The organism is Amycolatopsis sp. NPDC051102 (assembly GCF_040682815.1).
Taxonomy (GTDB): domain Bacteria; phylum Actinomycetota; class Actinomycetes; order Mycobacteriales; family Pseudonocardiaceae; genus Amycolatopsis.
The window spans coordinates 262,117-277,822 of record NZ_JBFBBT010000007.1; the positions used below are offsets into that span (position 1 = coordinate 262,117).

General features: G+C 70.1%; 17 protein-coding genes. 8 read left to right on the forward strand and 9 right to left on the reverse strand.

Going from position 1 to position 15,706, the window contains the following annotated elements; all coding sequences use genetic code 11:
* The first annotated feature begins 45 nt into the window (after positions 1–45).
* The 3 genes from AB0M93_RS22125 to AB0M93_RS22135 are packed head-to-tail and all read left to right on the forward strand — an operon-like array spanning position 46 to position 2,329.
* On the forward strand, positions 46–699 hold the full coding sequence (locus tag AB0M93_RS22125; protein ID WP_364276046.1) for a hypothetical protein: 654 nt from the start codon (positions 46–48) through the stop codon (positions 697–699).
* Positions 700–731: 32 nt separating this feature from the next.
* Positions 732–1,382: an NAD(P)H-binding protein gene (locus tag AB0M93_RS22130; RefSeq protein WP_364276047.1), complete on the forward strand. Its 651-nt coding sequence runs from the start codon at positions 732–734 to the stop codon at positions 1,380–1,382.
* Complete coding sequence (locus AB0M93_RS22135; protein WP_364276048.1) at positions 1,379–2,329, forward strand: ribose-phosphate pyrophosphokinase; 951 nt, start codon at positions 1,379–1,381, stop codon at positions 2,327–2,329. The genes AB0M93_RS22130 and AB0M93_RS22135 overlap by 4 nt, the downstream gene beginning before the upstream one ends.
* On the opposite strand, the gene AB0M93_RS22140 is transcribed toward AB0M93_RS22135, so the two are convergent.
* Complete coding sequence (locus tag AB0M93_RS22140; RefSeq protein WP_364276049.1) at positions 2,326–3,624, reverse strand: D-arabinono-1,4-lactone oxidase; 1,299 nt, start codon at positions 3,622–3,624, stop codon at positions 2,326–2,328. The two genes, AB0M93_RS22135 and AB0M93_RS22140, sit on opposite strands and share 4 nt — an antisense overlap.
* A gap of 84 nt (positions 3,625–3,708) precedes the next feature.
* Here AB0M93_RS22140 and AB0M93_RS22145 point away from each other — a divergent pair, with 84 nt between their 5' ends.
* Complete coding sequence (locus AB0M93_RS22145) at positions 3,709–4,893, forward strand: amino acid deaminase/aldolase (RefSeq protein WP_364276050.1); 1,185 nt, start codon at positions 3,709–3,711, stop codon at positions 4,891–4,893.
* Between the two features lie 2 nt (positions 4,894–4,895).
* Here AB0M93_RS22145 and AB0M93_RS22150 read toward each other — a convergent pair whose 3' ends face one another.
* Together AB0M93_RS22150 and AB0M93_RS22155 are read right to left on the reverse strand one after the other, a co-directional pair.
* Positions 4,896–5,156 (reverse strand): hypothetical protein, encoded by a 261-nt coding sequence (locus AB0M93_RS22150; RefSeq protein WP_364276051.1) that lies wholly within the window; start codon positions 5,154–5,156, stop codon positions 4,896–4,898.
* A 321-nt stretch (positions 5,157–5,477) separates the two neighbouring features.
* Positions 5,478–6,125: a TetR family transcriptional regulator gene (locus AB0M93_RS22155; protein WP_364276052.1), complete on the reverse strand. Its 648-nt coding sequence runs from the start codon at positions 6,123–6,125 to the stop codon at positions 5,478–5,480.
* A gap of 130 nt (positions 6,126–6,255) precedes the next feature.
* Between AB0M93_RS22155 and AB0M93_RS22160 the strand changes: the two genes are divergently transcribed.
* Both AB0M93_RS22160 and AB0M93_RS22165 read left to right on the forward strand, forming a co-directional pair.
* Positions 6,256–7,572, forward strand: coding sequence for a GH1 family beta-glucosidase (locus AB0M93_RS22160; RefSeq protein ID WP_364276053.1), 1,317 nt, complete (start codon positions 6,256–6,258; stop codon positions 7,570–7,572).
* Entirely contained in the window at positions 7,565–8,824 is a 1,260-nt protein-coding gene (locus AB0M93_RS22165; protein ID WP_364276054.1) for an MFS transporter, read from the forward strand. Before AB0M93_RS22160 ends, AB0M93_RS22165 begins: the two co-directional genes overlap by 8 nt.
* A gap of 326 nt (positions 8,825–9,150) precedes the next feature.
* Here AB0M93_RS22165 and AB0M93_RS22170 read toward each other — a convergent pair whose 3' ends face one another.
* Positions 9,151–9,567, reverse strand: a complete 417-nt coding sequence (locus tag AB0M93_RS22170; protein ID WP_364244746.1) for a hypothetical protein — start codon at positions 9,565–9,567, stop codon at positions 9,151–9,153.
* A gap of 12 nt (positions 9,568–9,579) precedes the next feature.
* Complete coding sequence (locus AB0M93_RS22175) at positions 9,580–9,924, reverse strand: hypothetical protein (RefSeq protein ID WP_003069007.1); 345 nt, start codon at positions 9,922–9,924, stop codon at positions 9,580–9,582.
* Positions 9,925–10,242: 318 nt separating this feature from the next.
* Here AB0M93_RS22175 and AB0M93_RS22180 point away from each other — a divergent pair, with 318 nt between their 5' ends.
* Both AB0M93_RS22180 and AB0M93_RS22185 read left to right on the forward strand, forming a co-directional pair.
* Positions 10,243–11,628 carry a helix-turn-helix transcriptional regulator gene (locus AB0M93_RS22180; RefSeq protein WP_364276055.1) on the forward strand — a complete coding sequence of 462 codons (1,386 nt, stop codon included), beginning with the start codon at positions 10,243–10,245 and terminating at the stop codon, positions 11,626–11,628.
* Between the two features lie 22 nt (positions 11,629–11,650).
* Entirely contained in the window at positions 11,651–12,538 is an 888-nt protein-coding gene (locus AB0M93_RS22185; RefSeq protein ID WP_364276154.1) for an aminoglycoside phosphotransferase family protein, read from the forward strand.
* A gap of 210 nt (positions 12,539–12,748) precedes the next feature.
* On the opposite strand, the gene AB0M93_RS22190 is transcribed toward AB0M93_RS22185, so the two are convergent.
* The 4 genes from AB0M93_RS22190 to AB0M93_RS22205 form a co-directional block, all read right to left on the reverse strand.
* Positions 12,749–13,777 carry a CopD family protein gene (locus tag AB0M93_RS22190; RefSeq protein WP_364276056.1) on the reverse strand — a complete coding sequence of 343 codons (1,029 nt, stop codon included), beginning with the start codon at positions 13,775–13,777 and terminating at the stop codon, positions 12,749–12,751.
* A complete protein-coding gene (locus AB0M93_RS22195; protein WP_364276057.1) occupies positions 13,777–14,325 on the reverse strand; it encodes a copper resistance CopC family protein in 549 nt (182 codons plus the stop codon). The genes AB0M93_RS22190 and AB0M93_RS22195 overlap by 1 nt, the downstream gene beginning before the upstream one ends.
* Positions 14,326–15,093 carry a YcnI family protein gene (locus tag AB0M93_RS22200; protein WP_364276058.1) on the reverse strand — a complete coding sequence of 256 codons (768 nt, stop codon included), beginning with the start codon at positions 15,091–15,093 and terminating at the stop codon, positions 14,326–14,328.
* Between the two features lie 71 nt (positions 15,094–15,164).
* On the reverse strand, positions 15,165–15,656 hold the full coding sequence (locus AB0M93_RS22205) for a hypothetical protein (protein WP_364276155.1): 492 nt from the start codon (positions 15,654–15,656) through the stop codon (positions 15,165–15,167).
* Positions 15,657–15,706: the final 50 nt, after the last annotated feature.

The following is a 15,706-nucleotide window of genomic DNA, read 5'->3' on the forward strand; positions in this document are numbered from 1 at the left end:
TTTCCCCCGGTCACGAAGCGGTGCAGGTTAGAAGGAGGCGGACTCGTGGCGGCTACACCTCAGAACACCGAGCGCTCGACGGTCGCCGGTGGCGCGCAGCGCAGCCGGTCGATGCCGAGCCGCGTGGTGCCGCCGATCGAGCTCCCCGCGAGCGTCGACGAGCTCGCCCGCGTCGCCGCCGCCCAGCTGGGCTGGAACGGCGTCGTGCTCCCCGAGACCACCATCCTCGGCCGCAAGGTCTGCGTGGTCGCCAAGCTCCGCACCGACGTGCACGCCGAACGCATCGCGATGGGTGCCGGCCCGGTGGCCGACCGCGCCACCGTCGACACCTGGACCTGGCCGGAGCTGGCCGGAACCGCCCCCGCCCCGGCCGCCGAGATCGTCGGCGTCCTGGCCGTCGCGCGCCACTGGCGCACCGCGATGGCCTCCGCGGTTCCGTTCGCCCGCTACGGCGAGGCCGCGATGGTCCTCCCGTCCCCGGCCGTGCTGACCGAGGACTACGTCGGCAACTGCCTGCCGCGCGCCCGCGCGTACGGCCTCGCCGTCGTGACCGCCGACCCGAACGCGGTCGTCGACCTCGACCTCGAGGGCCGCACCGAGCGCGTCGTGCTGGCCGAGGACCCGGTGTCCCGCCTGGTCAACGAGCTGGTCTACGACCACCTCCTCCGCACCGCCGAGGTCCCCGCGTCGCTCGACTGACAGGCGCCTTCGCAGCGGGATAGGGTCGGCTCATGCGAGTCGTCATTGCAGGTGGACACGGTCAGATCGCACTGCGGCTCGAGCGGCTGCTCGCCGCGCGCGGTGACGAAGCCGTCGGGATCATCCGCAACCCCGCCCACGCGGCGGATCTCGAAGCCGCCGGCGCCCAAGCCGTCGTGCTCGACCTGGAGAACTCCACGGTCGACGCCGTCGCCGAGGTGCTGAAGGGCGCCGACGCCGCGGTGTTCGCCGCGGGCGCCGGGCCGGGCAGCGGCACCGCCCGCAAGGACACTGTGGACCGTGGCGCGGCGGCGCTGTTCGCCGAAGCGGCCGAGCGGGCCGGCGTCCGGCGGCACGTCCAGGTCGGCTCCATCGGCGCCGACAACCCGGAGAACCCGAACGTCACCGAAGAGTTCCGGCACTACCTGCGCGCCAAGCGCGCGGCGGAAGACGACCTGAAGGCCCGCGATCTCGATTGGACGATCCTCCGGCCGGGGCAGCTGACCGACGACCCCGGCACCGGCCTGGTGCTGCTGGCCGAGGACGCCGGCCGCGGCCCGATCCCGCGCGACGACGTCGCCGCGGTGCTCGTCGGCCTGCTCGAGACACCGGCTTCGGTGCACCGCACCCTCACGCTGATCTCGGGCGAGGAAGCCATCGGCGAAGCGATCGCAGCGCTGTGATCACCCAGGCATCGAGAGAAATCGCCGTCTTCAGCGGCAGCGCCCACCCCGAGCTGGCCGAAGAGATCTGCCAGCACCTCGGCGTACCGCTGCGGCCGGTCGAAATCCAGCGGTTCGCCAACGACTGCCTCGAGGTGCAGCTGCAGGCGAACTGCCGCGAACGGGATGTCTTCATCATCCAGCCGCTGGTCAAGCCGGTCCAGGAGCACCTCGTCGAGCTGCTGCTGATGCTCGACGCGGCCCGCGGCGCCTCGGCGTCGCGCATCACCGCCGTGATGCCGCACTATTCGTACGCGCGCTCGGACAAGAAGGACGCACCGCGCATCTCGATCGGCGGCCGCCTGGTCGCCGACCTGCTGGTGACCGCCGGCGCGAGCCGCGTGCTGGCGATGACCCTGCACTCGCCGCAGGTGCACGGCTTCTTCAGCGTCCCGGTCGACCACCTTCACGCGCTGCAGGAGCTGGCCAGGCACTTCCGCCAGTACGACCTCTCGCGCGCCACCGTCGTCTCGCCCGACCTGGGCAACGCGAAGGAGGCGTCGCACTTCGCGCGGCTCCTCGGCGTCCAGGTCGCGGCCGGGGCGAAGGAACGCTTCCCGGACGACCGCGTCCAGATCACGTCGGTGATCGGCGAGATCACCGACCGGGACGTGATCGTGCTCGACGACGAGATCGCCAAGGGCAGCACGGTGCTGGAGCTGCTGGACCGGCTCGCCGAACTCCACCCGCGCTCGATCCGCGTCGCGTGCACGCACGGGCTGTTCGCGGCGAAGGCCATCGAGCGCATCGGCAGCCGGCCCGAGGTGCTGGAGATCGTCTGCACCAACACCGTCCCGGTGCCCGAGGAAGAGCGCACCGAAAAGCTGAAGATCCTGTCGATCGCGCCGGCGATGGCCGAAGCGATCCGCCGGATCCACAACGGCGAATCGGTGTCGGCGCTCTTCTAGCCGACGGAGCCGAGCACGCGGTCCAGATAGGTGTTCGTGAAGACGCCGTTGGGGTCGGTTTCCTTGCGCACGCGCAGGAAGTCGTCGAAGTGCGGGTAGCGCGAGCGCAGGACGCCGGCGTCGAGGTCGTGCATCTTGCCCCAGTGCGGGCGGCCGCCGACGGCGCCGGCGATCTTCTCGAACGCGCCGAAGTACTCGCGGTAGGGCATGCCGACGAACTGGTGGATGGCGATGTAGGCGGAGTCGCGGCCCTGCGCGGTCGACAGCCAGATGTCGTCGGCTGCGGCAACCCGCACCTCGACCGGGAACATCACCGGGTCCTTCAGCGTCGGCACCACAGCGCGTAGTTCGGCGAGCACGTCGAGCACTGATTCACGTGGAACAGCGTATTCCGTTTCGGTGAAGCGGACATTGCGCGCGGTGACGAAGACGCGGTGGGAGACGTCGCTGTACTCACGCGCGGACAGGACGTTCGAGGCGAAGCTGCCGAGCGACGGCACGAGCCGCGGCATCAGCCGCCCGGTCCGGCAGAGGCCACCGAAGGCGACGTTTTCCATGATCCGGTAGTCGACGAACTCGCGGACCTTGCTCAACGGCTGCGCGGTCTCGCACCGGTTGTTGCGCTTGACCAGGGCGTTCTTGCCGTACGGGAACCAGTAGAACTCGAAGTGGTCGTTCTCGGCGGCGAAGTCGTGGAAGCCCTCGAGGACCTGCTCCAGCGGCTCCGGCCGTTCCTGGGCGCGGAGGAAGAACGACGGCTCGCACTTGAGCGTCACGGTGGTGATCACGCCGAGCGCGCCCAGGCCGACGCGGGCGGCGGCGAAGAGGTCGGGCTTTTCCTCGGCCGAGCAGGTGACGACCGAGCCGTCGGCGAGCACGAGTTCGAGCGCGGCGATCTGCGTGGCGATACCGCCGAGTTTCGCGCCGGTGCCGTGGGTCCCGGTGGAAATCGCGCCGGCGATGGTCTGCGCGTCGATGTCACCGAGGTTGGTCATGGCCAGCCCGAGCGCGTCGAGGGCGGCGTTGAGCTCCCGGATCGTCGTGCCCGAGCGGACGGTGACGTGCCCGGTTTCGAGGTCGACGCGCTCGACGCCGGTCCAGTGCCGCAGGTCGAGCGCGTCGGAATCGGCGACGGCGATCGCGGTGAAGGAGTGCCCGCTGCCCCAGGGGCGCACGGTGCGGCCGGCGCCGGCGACGCTTTCGACGACCGCCGCGATCTCAGCCGCGCTGCGCGGCTGGTGAACGTGTTGCGGCGAGGCGGACGCCGTGCCCGCCCAGTTGGTCCACCGGGTCATGCGCGCACCCTTCGTCGTCGAGTGCCCGAAACAGTAAGTGAATAGTATTCGCGTTTCAAGCCTTCGTGTCGTACTTTAGACCTCGTGACCAGTGCGACGGTGTACGACTTGGCGACCAAAGATCTCGACCCGCCCTTGGCGGTGGTCGACCTGGCTGCCTTCGACGCGAACGCCGAAGACCTCCGCCGCCGGGCGGCGGGCAAGCCGATCCGCGTCGTGAGCAAGTCCGTGCGCTGCCGCGCGCTGCTGGAGCGGGCGCTGGCGATGCCGGGTTTCGAGGGCCTGATGTGCTACTCGCTGGCGGAAGCGGTCTGGCACATCGAGCAGGACACGACCGATGACATCGTCGTCGCCTACCCGACGGCGGACCACGAAGCCCTCCGCCGCCTGGCCGCCTCCGAGCGCGCCCGCGCATCGATCGCGATCATGGTGGACTCGGTCGCGCACCTGGATCTGGTGGACGCCGCACTCGGCCACGGCCACCCGGAGATCCGCGTGTGCCTGGAGCTGGACGCATCTTGGCGCCCTCTCCCGGGAGTCCACGTCGGCACGCGGCGGTCACCGGTGTTCACCCCGAAGCAGGCGTCGGCGTTCGCCCGCCAGATCGTGGCCCGCCCGGGTTTCCGCCTGGTGGGCGTGATGGCGTACGAGGGCCAGATAGCGGGCCTGGGCGACGCGGCGGGCCGCCGCCTGAACCAGGCACTGGTGGGCTGGATGCAACGCAGGTCGGCGGCCGAGCTGGCCCGCCGCCGCGGCGAAGTGGTCCGAGCGGTCCGCGAGGTGACGGACCTGGAGTTCATCAACGGCGGAGGAACGGGCAGCCTGGAGTCAACGGGCGCGGACGCGGTGGTGACGGAGATAGCGGCGGGCTCGGGCTTGATCGGCCCAACACTGTTCGACGGCTACACCCGGTTCAAGCCCCGCCCGGCAGCGTTGTTCGCACTGCCGGTGGTCCGCCGCCCGACCCGCAAGATCGCAACGCTCTTTTCGGGCGGCTACATCGCTTCGGGCCCAACGGGTCCTTCGCGTCAGCCGCAGCCGTACTTGCCGGCGGGCTTGAAGTTCCTGGGTTTCGAGGGAGCGGGCGAAGTCCAGACACCGGTGACGGGCCGCGCGGCCCGCAGTCTGAAGCTGGGCGACCGCGTGTGGCTGCGTCACGCAAAGGCGGGCGAGCTGGCCGAGCGCTTCACCCACTACCACCTCATCAACGGCGACCAAGTGGAACGCACGGTCCCGACGTACCGGGGCGAGCACCAGAACTTCGGCTGAACTCAGACGCCGAACTCCCTCTTGCGGCGGGCAAGGTAGGCAGGCCAGTCGGCGTTCGCGGCGATCACATCGTCGATGGAGAGCTTGATGACGGCGCAGCCGCTGAGCGAGCAAGCCCGCGGAGAGCTGGCATCGATCAACGAGATGCCACCGATCTCGTCGTCGTCGACGTAGGTGCACAGGACGGGGTGGAACGAGCAGTCCTCATAGACGTCACCGGGACTGATCTCGCCAGGCTGGTCCTGGGTAATGGGTTCGCCCATCAAACGCGCAAGCCTCCTCTTGGTCCGTTTAGCCCGGAGGCTCCCACACAGCCTGGTCCGCTCGCCGACGTCCCGCACCGAGGGAGCAGATCAACCCGCGCTTCTGCCGCATCAAGCGAAAACAGCAGCCCAGCCCCCGCCCCACCAGGGCGAGCACTCCGGCCGACGCCCCCTGTGCCCCCGGGGAGACTCCCGAAAAACGTCCCCCACCCTCCCGGGGGGCGTCCCCAAGTCCAGTCTATCGGCCCCCACCGACAACCCAGCCCCAAACCACCGACTTGTCCACAGCCACAAAGACCTGTGGACAACTTCTGTGGACAGCTACGACTGCTCCCCGAACCGAGCCGCCAGATACCCCTTCACCACGTACTTGGCCTCGGCGACGATCTTCTCGTCCCCACTGGGCTCCTTCCGGAACGCCAGCTTCAGCAGCGCGTCCGCCACCTCGTTCGCGATCCCGATCGCGAACCGCAGGTCCTCCACCGGCCGATCGACCTGCGTCGACACCAGCTCGGTCAGCGAATCCACGATCACGGCGTTGTTGTCGCGTGTCTCGTCGAGGAGCTGCCGGTCGATGATGTCGCCGAAGTGGACCTTCGAAAATCCCGGGACCGTCCGGTGCATCTCCAGGTAGATGTCGAGGATCGAGTCCACGATGTCCCACCAGTGCTCCGGGCCGAGCTGCTTCAGGCGCTCGTTCACCGCGCCCACGAAACGCTCGAGGTTCCGGGCCGTCAGCGCTTGGACCACAGCGCGCTTGTCCGGGAAGAACTGGTACAGCGAACCTACGGCGACTCCCGCCCGCTTGGCGATCAACGTCGTCGTCAGCGCGTCGTAACCGAGCTCGTCGATCAGCGCCGCGCTGGCGTCGAGCATCTGCTCGACCCGCTTCGCGCTTCGCTGCTGGACCGGCTGACGGCGTAAGGGGGTGGCTTCTGCCGGCACCTTCGCGGCCTGGATGTCGGACACGGCGCTCCTCCTCGTCTGATCTGGGACTTTATCGTGCCGACGGGCTTCCCCACGGACGAGTGACGACCTAGTATATGAGAACTTTTCATGTTCACCCGTACGGGTGGCCTGACGAAGGGGTCAGCAGCCGGTGCAGAACCCGATCTTCCCGCCCGACTTCCTCTGGGGTGTCTCGACATCTGCGTTCCAGATCGAAGGCGCCACCAGCGAAGGTGGGCGCGGACCGTCCATCTGGGACACGTTCACCGCCACCGAAGGCAAGATCGCCCGCGGTGAACAAGCCAACGTAGCCGCCGACCACTACCACCGCTACCCCGAAGACATCGCGCTGATGGCCGAACTCGGCGTCGGCGCCTACCGGATGTCCATCGCCTGGCCCCGCATCCAGCCCGACGGGAAGGGCTCGCCCAACCCCGAAGGTCTCGGCTTCTACGACAAGCTCATCGACGCCGTTTGCGAAGCCGGCATCGCTCCCGCCGTCACGCTCTACCACTGGGACACCCCGCAAGCCGTCGAAGACGAGGGCGGCTGGCTCTCCCGGGATACCGCTGGGCGCTTCGCCGAGTACGCCGAGATCATCGGAGAGCGCTTCGCCGATCGGGTGAAACTGTGGATTCCGCTCAACGAGCCCATGGTCATGTCCATCTTCGGCTACGGCATCGGCGAGTACGCGCCCGGCAAGACGCTCCTGCTCGACGCCATCCCCACCGCGCACCACCAGCACCTCGCGCACGGCCTCGCCGTCCAGGCCCTGCGCGCGGCCGGGGCCACGAACGTCGGCACCGCCAACAACCACTCGCCCGTCTGGCCCGCCGACGACGACTCGGACGAGGCCGCGATCTGGCTCGACGCCCTGCTCAACCGGCTCTACGCCGATCCCGTGCTGCTCGGCAGCTACCCCGAAGAGCTCCACGGACACCTTCCCGCCGGGTTCGCCGACGACCTCCCGACCATCGCCCAGCCGCTCGACTTCTACGGCATCAACTACTACGAGCCACAGGGTGTCGCGAAACCCGGGCCGGGCAACCCGCTGCCCTTCGAGCTGCGCGACGTCGAGGGCTACCCGATGACGACCAACGCCTCGCCGATCGTGCCGCACGCGCTGCGCGAGCTGCTGCTCGACTTCCACGCCCGCTACCAGGACAAACTCCCGCCGATCCAGATCACCGAGAACGGGTGCAGCTTCGCCGACGAAGTCGCCGAAGACGGCGGTGTGCACGATCCCGAACGCATCGACTTCCTGCACAGCCACCTGGTCGCGCTGCGCGAGGCGATGGACGCCGGGGTCGACGTCCGTGGCTACTTCTGCTGGTCCCTGATGGACAATTTCGAATGGTCCAAGGGTTACGCGCCGCGCTTCGGCCTGGTGCACGTCGACTACGAGACCCTGCGGCGGACGCCGAAGGACTCGTTCCACTGGTACCGGAAGCTGGTGCGGAATGAGTGAAGCCACCGAGGTCGTCCCGGACGCCCTCGCCGAACCCGTCGTGCGGGTGCGGCCCGGCTGGATGACGCTGCTGTTCTTCGCGAACATCGCGCTCTGGCTGGGCGTCTACGCGCCGATCCAGGTGCTGCTGCCGAAGCAGGCCGAGCTGCTCGACACCGCGAACAAGGAAGCCGTGCTCGGGCTGGTGATGGGCTTCGGCGCGGCCGTGGCGCTGGTCGCCAACCCCGCGATCGGGCTGCTGTCCGACCGGACCTGCTCCCGGTTCGGCCGGCGGCACCCGTGGACCGTCGCCGGCGCGATCGTCGCCGCCGGCGGCCTGGCGGTGCTGGCGCTGGCCCCGACGGTTCCGGTGATGATCATCGGCTGGTGCCTCGTGCAGGGTGGCCTCAACGGCATGCTCGCCGCGCTCATGGCGGCCTTGCCCGACCGGGTTCCGGTGCAGCAGCTGGCCGTGGTCGGCGGCCTGGTCGGCATCGCGCAGATGCTCGGCACGGTGCTGGGCGCGGTCGTGGTCGTCGTCGTGCTCGGCATCGCCGGGCTGCCGTCGGCCTACGCGGTCTGCGCGGGGATCGTCGTGCTCGGTGCCGCGTTCTTCGTGCTCCGGACCCCGGACGCGCGGCTGCCGCTCGAGTCCCGCCCGCCGTGGGTGCTGCGCCAGGTGCTCCGCGACTTCTGGGTTTCGCCCCGGAAGCACCCGGACTTCGCGTGGGCCTGGAGCTGCCACTTCATGATCAACCTCGGCAACGCGTTCGGCACGCTCTACCTGCTGTTCTTCCTTCAGGACGCGGTGCACTACCCGGACCCGGAGAACGGCCTGCTGATCATGATGGGCCTGTACGGCGTCGCGCTCGTCGCGGGCGCGGTGCTCGCCGGGCACTTCTCCGACAAGTCCGGACGGCGCAAGCCGTACGTCCTGCTGGCCTCCGGAGTGATGGCACTGGCCGCTTTGCTGCTGGTCGTCTGGCAAAGCTGGCCGGTCGCGCTCGCCGCGTCCCCGCTGCTCGGCGTCGGTTTCGGGGCGTACATGGCCGTCGCGCTGGCGATGTTGACGCAGGTGCTCCCCGCGGCGCAGAACCGGGCCAAGGACTTCGGCATCATCAACATCGCGAACGCGCTGCCGCAGGTGGTCGCCCCGCTGGTGACGCCGCTGGTGCTCGCCTACCTCGGCGGTTACTCGGGACTCTTCGCGGCTTCGGCGATCGCGACGCTCCTGGCCGCGGTGCTCGTGCTGCGCGTGAAGGCGGTTCGCTAGACGTGGAACCGCGGGCCGGTGCCGGTCGGGGGAGGGGAGTGCAACGGCACCGGCCCGCGGAATTCGAGGGCCGCTCAGGGGCGGGGCGACAGCGGGACCAGACCCGTGATCCAACGCCGTCTTCGATGATCAATCTAGCGGGCGATTACTGCCTGGGCTAGGGCTAACGTGTAATTTTTTCGATTAATCGCGCAGGGGACCGGAGTGGTGGCCGAGGACTGGTTCGCGCTGCTCGGGGGTGCGGGCGAAACAGTCCTCGGCCGGGGCGAGTACGGGTGCGGGTCCGATGGGGCGATCGGCCGGCCGCGCGCTCGCCGGTCTCGAGGTCAGGCCGTGACCGCTCGGCGCGGGTTCACCAGCGCGTGGCGACCCGTGGTCTCCGCCGCGGTGGGCGGCGCCGGGTGCACCGGCACCGGGCTTTTGCGACGGCCCTGCAGCCGGCGGTCCGCCGGGGCCTGCTGCTGCGGGGCCAGCCCGCCGGCCACCAGGTGTTCGTGCGCGACCTGCCAGACCGAGCACGGCGCCTTGCAGCGGTGCCACCGGGTCGAGCAGGTCGGGCAGTCGCCGCGCTCGTCGGGCTCGTGCATCTTCAGCATTGCGCGCCACGCCTCCGTCAGGCGGGGCAGCTCGGAACGCGCGACCGAGACGAGTGACTGGGCGTCGGCGCGGTTCGCCAGGTCGGTCAGCATGTCGAGGCGCTCCCAAACCGCGTTGCGGAGGACCTGCCCGAGTACCTGATCCATGTCAGCTCACCGTCACCTTTCCGCCATCTTGGCGGCTTCGTTGAGCGCGGCGCGCAGCTGTCCGAGCTGGCCGGACGTCAGCCGCGCGGTCTCACCGGGAGGCGAGACCAGTACCACCTGGTTGTCTTCGACGAACACCGTCACCGCCCGCTCCCGGCTGATCAGGTCGCCGCACTGGACGCGCCAGACGAGCTGGCCGCCTTCGTAGTGGCGGACGCTCGCGGTGCGGGGGTCCACCGCGGCGGCGGGGGTGACGGGGCGGACGGCGGAGACGGGAGAGACCGTCGCGACCGCCGGCCGCACGGCGCGGGTGGCCGTGCCGGCATGTCCCCCTGCGAACGAGTCCACGAACTCCACGCCCTTCTCCGCTCTGTCGAAAGTCTTCGAAGATGCCTTCTGCAACATCGCCCTAGCACAACGCTGCGGTTTTCGTAGCTCTCCGTGATCGCTACCGGTGTCCGGGCGGTGACGGAGATCTGACAACTACAGTGAGGTGTAACCGGGTGCGATAGAAGGTGGAATCGGCGTCATAGCGGTGACTGGGCTCGGTTCCACGGTAAGCGGTCAACGGACTTCGCCCGGACCGATCAGGGCACCAGTTCGGCTGTTCACACGGTTCCGCAGGTTTGCCTACGCTGTTTCACAGACGCCCGACCGGACAGTGGAGGGGGCGCGATGGACGCCAGTAACGGTGGCAGTGCCGAAGCCCGGCAGAGCCACGCAGTTCCCGCTGACGCGTGGGAGCAGCCGGAGATGAGAACGGCTCTCGCGTCGCGCGAGATCAGCGCCGTGTACCGGCTCCTGCGCAAGCACGGTGTCTCGCAGCGCCAGATCGCCGCGATGACCGGCCAATCCCAGTCCGAGGTGTCGGAGATCCTCAAGGGTCGCCAGGTCATGGCCTACGACGTGCTCACGAGGATCGCCGACGGCCTGGGCGTCCCCCGTGGATACATGGGCCTCGCTTACGACGAGGCCACGGCGATACGGGTCGTCGGCTCCGCCGACGGCCAGCAGGCTGAGGAGGACGAGTCCGTGAAGCGACGGAGGTTCCTCGCGCACGCTGCCCAGGTCACGATGGGGGCGGCGGTCTTCGGCCCGGAATCGGGCACGTGGTCGGCCGGACCGGCCAGGACGCCGGCTCCCGGGCGCATCGGCATGACCGACGTGCGCCAGGTCGAGGCCGCGACGCGCGCGCTCCGGGCGCTGGACTACCAGTACGGCGGCGGGTTCTGCCGCGACGCCGTCGTGGCGCAGCTGTCCTGGGGACAGCAGATGCTCGAGGCGCACGGCACCGAGATCGTCAAGAACCGGCTGTACGTGGCGCTGGCCGACCTCCACTCGCTGGCCGGCTGGACCTCCTTCGACACCGGCCTGATGGACTCCGCCCGCGGGCACTTCGCGAACGCGCTGGACCTCGCCAAACAGGGCGAAAACCACCCGTTGGTGGCGAACGTCCTCTACCGCATGGGCCGCGTCTACCTGCACCAGGACGCCCCGAACGACGCGCTCAAGCTGTTCCAGCTGGGCCAGATCGCGGCTCAGGAAAGCGGTTCCGAGCTGGCCGTCTCCGTGCTCTGCGCGAACGAGGCGTGGGCCTACGCGATGATGGGCAACGAAGAGCAGGCGGTGAAGCTGCTCGGCCGGAGCAAGGACGAGTTCGAGCGCGCCAACCTGGCCGAAGCCGAGTCGTGGGTCAAGTTCTTCACCGAGACCGACGTCTACGCCATGGTCGGCACCGTCCACACGGTCCTCGCGCAGAAGAACGCCGAGCACACGAAGTACGCGATCCCGGCGCTGAGCAGGGCCGTCGAGTCCTATGACGACGAAATGGCCCGCTCCAAGACGTTCATGCTGAGCGCGCTCGCCACCAACCACCTGCTCGACGGCGACCTCGACCACGGCGCCAAGGTCGGCGGCAAGGCCATCGACTGCGCCGAGGGCATCAAGTCCGAGCGGGTCAAGGACCGGATGCGGCCCCTGCAGGAGGAGGCCGAGCGCCGCCGCAACAACGCCGATGCCCGTGACCTCGCCGACCGCCTCCACGCTTTCTACGCCGCATAACGCCGAAAGCGCCGGCGCGGTTTTGGACGGCCGGTTCACCTCCGGGAAGCTGCGTGGCGTGCTGGCCGAGACCTGCGCGCTGCTGGACCTCGACCCGGCGGGCGCGCGGTTGCTGCGGTTCACCAACAACGCGGTGTACGCGCTGGTCACGGCGCCGTTCGTGATCCGGATCGTCGGCTCGACGCAGCTGCGGCACCGCGTCGGCACGGTCGTGTGCGTGGCCCGGCACTTCGAGCGCCACGGCGTCCCCGCGATCCGGCTCCTCGCCGACGTCGAGCAGCCACTGGAGGTCGGCGCGCACCTGGTGACCGTGTGGCACCAGGTGCCGAGCATCGGCCGCCCGGCGACGTCCACCGACCTGGCCCGGCTGCTGCGCCAGGTGCACGCCCTGCCCGCGCCGGACGGTCTCGCGGAGTGGGCGCCGTTCGCCGCGGTGCGGGCCCGGGTGTCGGACGCCGAGGAGATCAGCGACGCCGACCGGGAGTTCCTGCTCGAACGCTGCGCCGAGCTCGAAGCCCAGCTGGCCGACCTGGAGTTTCCGCTGCCCAGGGGCCTGGTCCACGGCGACGCGTACCCCGGCAACGTCATCCCCGGCCCGGCTGGGCCGGTGCTCTGCGACTTCGATTCCTCGTGCGTCGGCCCGCCGGAATGGGACCTGACGCCGCTCGCGGTCGGCCGCGAGCGGTTCGGCGACCCGCCGGTGCGCTACCGGACGTTCGCCGCGGCGTACGGCTTCGACGTGACCTCGTGGCCCGGGTTCGCCGTCCTGCGGGGGATCCGCGAGCTGAAGCTCACGACGAGCGTGCTGCCGATCCTGCGCAGCCGGCCGCAGGTGCGTCCGGAGCTGTACCGGCGGCTGGACGACTTCCGCAACGCGCGGACCGACACGCGGTGGACGCGTTACCGCTGACCGTCATGTGTCACTTGGTGTGATCGACACCACAGACTGCACGTGCATTCGCCGACTGCAAATGACCGTTCGTCGCATCCGAAATGCCGCCCGCTCAGGGTAGAAAGTTCGGTCCGACCGGTCGCCCCCAATGGTCTACTCGTCGCCCCAATGCGCAAGTTGCAGCTACTCGCCGTGACTTCACACCCGGTCCTACCTGCGGGGACGACGTCAGGAGGCGACGACCGGCGCCCGCGTCAGCACGACGGCGAAGCCGAAGGCCAGCCCCATCACGGTCAGCTCGAGCGTCGCCCAGGCGGCGAGCGACGTGCGGTCGTGCCGGATGATCCGGGGCATCAGCCGCCAGCGGACGTTCGCGCCGAGCAGCGCGATCACGCCGGTGCACACGGTCTTCAGGATGAGCAGCTGCCCGTACGGCGTCGTGAAGATCGCCGCCCAGAAGCTGATGGTCGGGTTCAGCGAAATCTCGATCAGGCCGTTGAACAGCCCGGTCGCCGCCGAGATGACCAGGCACAGCGTCGCCAGCTTCGAGAACTTGGGCAGCGCGTGCGCCAGCAGCGTCCGGTTCGCCACGAGCAGCACGGTCATCGCGCCGAGGCCGCCGGTCCAGGCGACGGCGCTCATCACGTGCAGCTCCATCGAGATCATCGTGTAGTCGTGGTAGTTCCAGTTCGACGCGTGCCCGGTGACCGGCAGCGGCAGCAGCGCGAACAGGCCGAGCCCGACCCGGACCTCGGCGGGCACCTTCTCGCCGAAGCGCAGCGCCAGCGCGCCGATCCCGGCGTGGACGAGCGCGAGCACCGCGACGATGACGAGCGCCTTCCCGGCGCCGACGGCGGCGATGTACCGGCCGATGTCGGACGGCGAGAGCGTCGAGGAGCCCGGCTTGAACTCCGCGGTCTGCAGGATGAGCGCGACCACCGCGGCAGTGCCCCAGACGAGCGCGGCCGCGACGCCGGCCGGGCGGGCCAGCCGCATGACCGGCTCGGTGAGCTTCGGCCGGTCGTAGCCGACGAGCACGGACAACAGGGAAAGCCCGATGGTCGTGACCGCGGCCAGGTCGAGCAGGACGCGCACGACCGGGATGCCGGCCGAGACCACCGCGCTGGGTTCCACCACCCCGGGCACCGGGGCGGTGGACATGAGCGCGACGCCGATCAGGGCGCCGAGCAGGCCCGCCGTCACGACGCACAGCAGCGTCGAATAGCGGGGTTTCGCGGTGGTCTCGGCCTGGGTCATCAGTTCTCTTCTTCGATTTTGCCGCCCGACCGCAGGGCCACGGTCAGGCCGATCGCCAGCAGCACGACCGCACCGGCGATCCAGACCCAGATCGGCACCCCGCTCGACGACGACTGCGGCGCGGCCGACGAGGAGCCGCCCGGCGACCTCGCCGCGTCGACGGTCGCCGGCGTGCCGGTGCCGGCGGTCGTGAGGGTGAAGGTGAGTTCCCCGGTCACCGGGTGGCCGTCCGCGGAAAGCACCCGGTAGCCGACGGTGTACTTCCCGGCCGGGCCGAGCGGCCGCAGGGGTGCGCTGGTGACGTTGTTCACCACGGTGATCGGCCCCTCGGCCCACTGGCCGCCGCCGGGTCCGGTCACCGCGATCTGGTTGACGTCCGCACCCTGCACGTACTGGTCGAAGGTCAGGCTGATCTTCGCCGGGCTGGTCGCGACGGACGAGCCGTTCGCCGGGTCCGAAGAGATCAGCACGTTGTGCGCCAGCGCCGGAGTGGCCGTGCCGAGCACGGCCACCCCGGTCAACGCCAGCGCGACGAGCGCCTTCCGCATCTAGCTGTTGCCTCCCGGCTTCGCCGTGGCCTTGCGGGCCCGGATGGTCGCGCCGGCCCCGACGCCGAGGCCGATGGCGCCGACGAGCAGGCCGGCCCCGCCGAGCCAGCGGGCCGTGCTGTCCGACGTCGACGCGGCCGCTTCAGTGTGCTCCCCGGTGGTGGACGCCGTGTTCGCGCCCATCGCGGCGTGGTCGTCGTCACCGTCGCCCGTGGCCTTGGCGGCCAGCTTGACGGCCGGCGCCGGGTGCTCCGGCTCCTCGCCACCCGGCGGCGTCGGCTGGTTCCAGTCGACGACCTTGCCGTCGCTGTAGGTCTGGTGCGCCGGGAACTCGACCTCGTCCACGTTGGTCGGCAGCGGGCCGAAGCTCACCGAGAACTCCTGGTAGTCGGTGGCCTTCAGCTCGTTGCCCGGCTGCGCGGTCCAGGTCACCGCCGTGACGGCCTCGGTGATCTGCGTGCCGTTGTCCTTGGTGATCGGGGCCGGCAGCTTCGACTTGGTCACCTCGGCGGTCCAGCCGGGCAGCGGCTTGGTCCGCACGCTGCCGATGCCGTAGTCGGCCTTGAAGTCGACGGTCACCTTGGTCGTCATGGTGTTCGGCTCCTCGCTCGGGACGCGGAACACGACCGCGGCGTAACCGCCCTTCGTCGGCTGCGAGCCGTAGACGTTCGCGGTGACGTGCGCGGACGCGACGCCGGCGCCGAGGAGACCGGCGACACCGACCGTGGCGGCGAGGAAACCGGCGCGCTTGAAGACGTGCTGGGACATGGGTTCACTCCTGATGAACTCAAGAAAGGGGCAGCGGGCTCTGTGTCCGCTGTACGGGGATGAGCTGGGGTTCAGGAGTGCGCGGGCGGGCCGCGCCGCCCGCGGATCCGGCGCAGGTCGACGCCGACGAGGTGGTCCGGGCCGGCCACGCGGGCGGGGACGAGCGCGGGTGCCGCGGACGGCACCGGCAGCGGGGTCAGCAGCCGCGGCAGGAACGCCCGCAGCACGGCCAGCACCGTGAGCAGCATCGTGTCCGCGCGGGCGAGCAGGAGGGCGGTGAGCACGGTCGCGACGGCGTGCGCGCCGATCATGCCGAGCCCGGTGCGGCCGGGCATCGCGTACATGTCGTGACCGGCGAGCGTGGTGAGCAGCAGGTGCATCACCAGCTGGGCGGACCCCAGCAGGGCGAGCGTGGCGACCGGGCCGCGGGCCTTGCGGGTGAGCGCGGCCGCCGTCCAGCCGAACAGGCCGGTGAGCAGCACGGTCATCGCCGGGTCGGGCAGGCCGCCGTCGGCGAGCCGGTGTGCGGTCACGGAAAGTGCGGCGGCACTCACGGCGAGCAACGTTCCGCGGGTAGCACCCAGCACGGCAGGTCGCCGTGCCGGAACGCTCA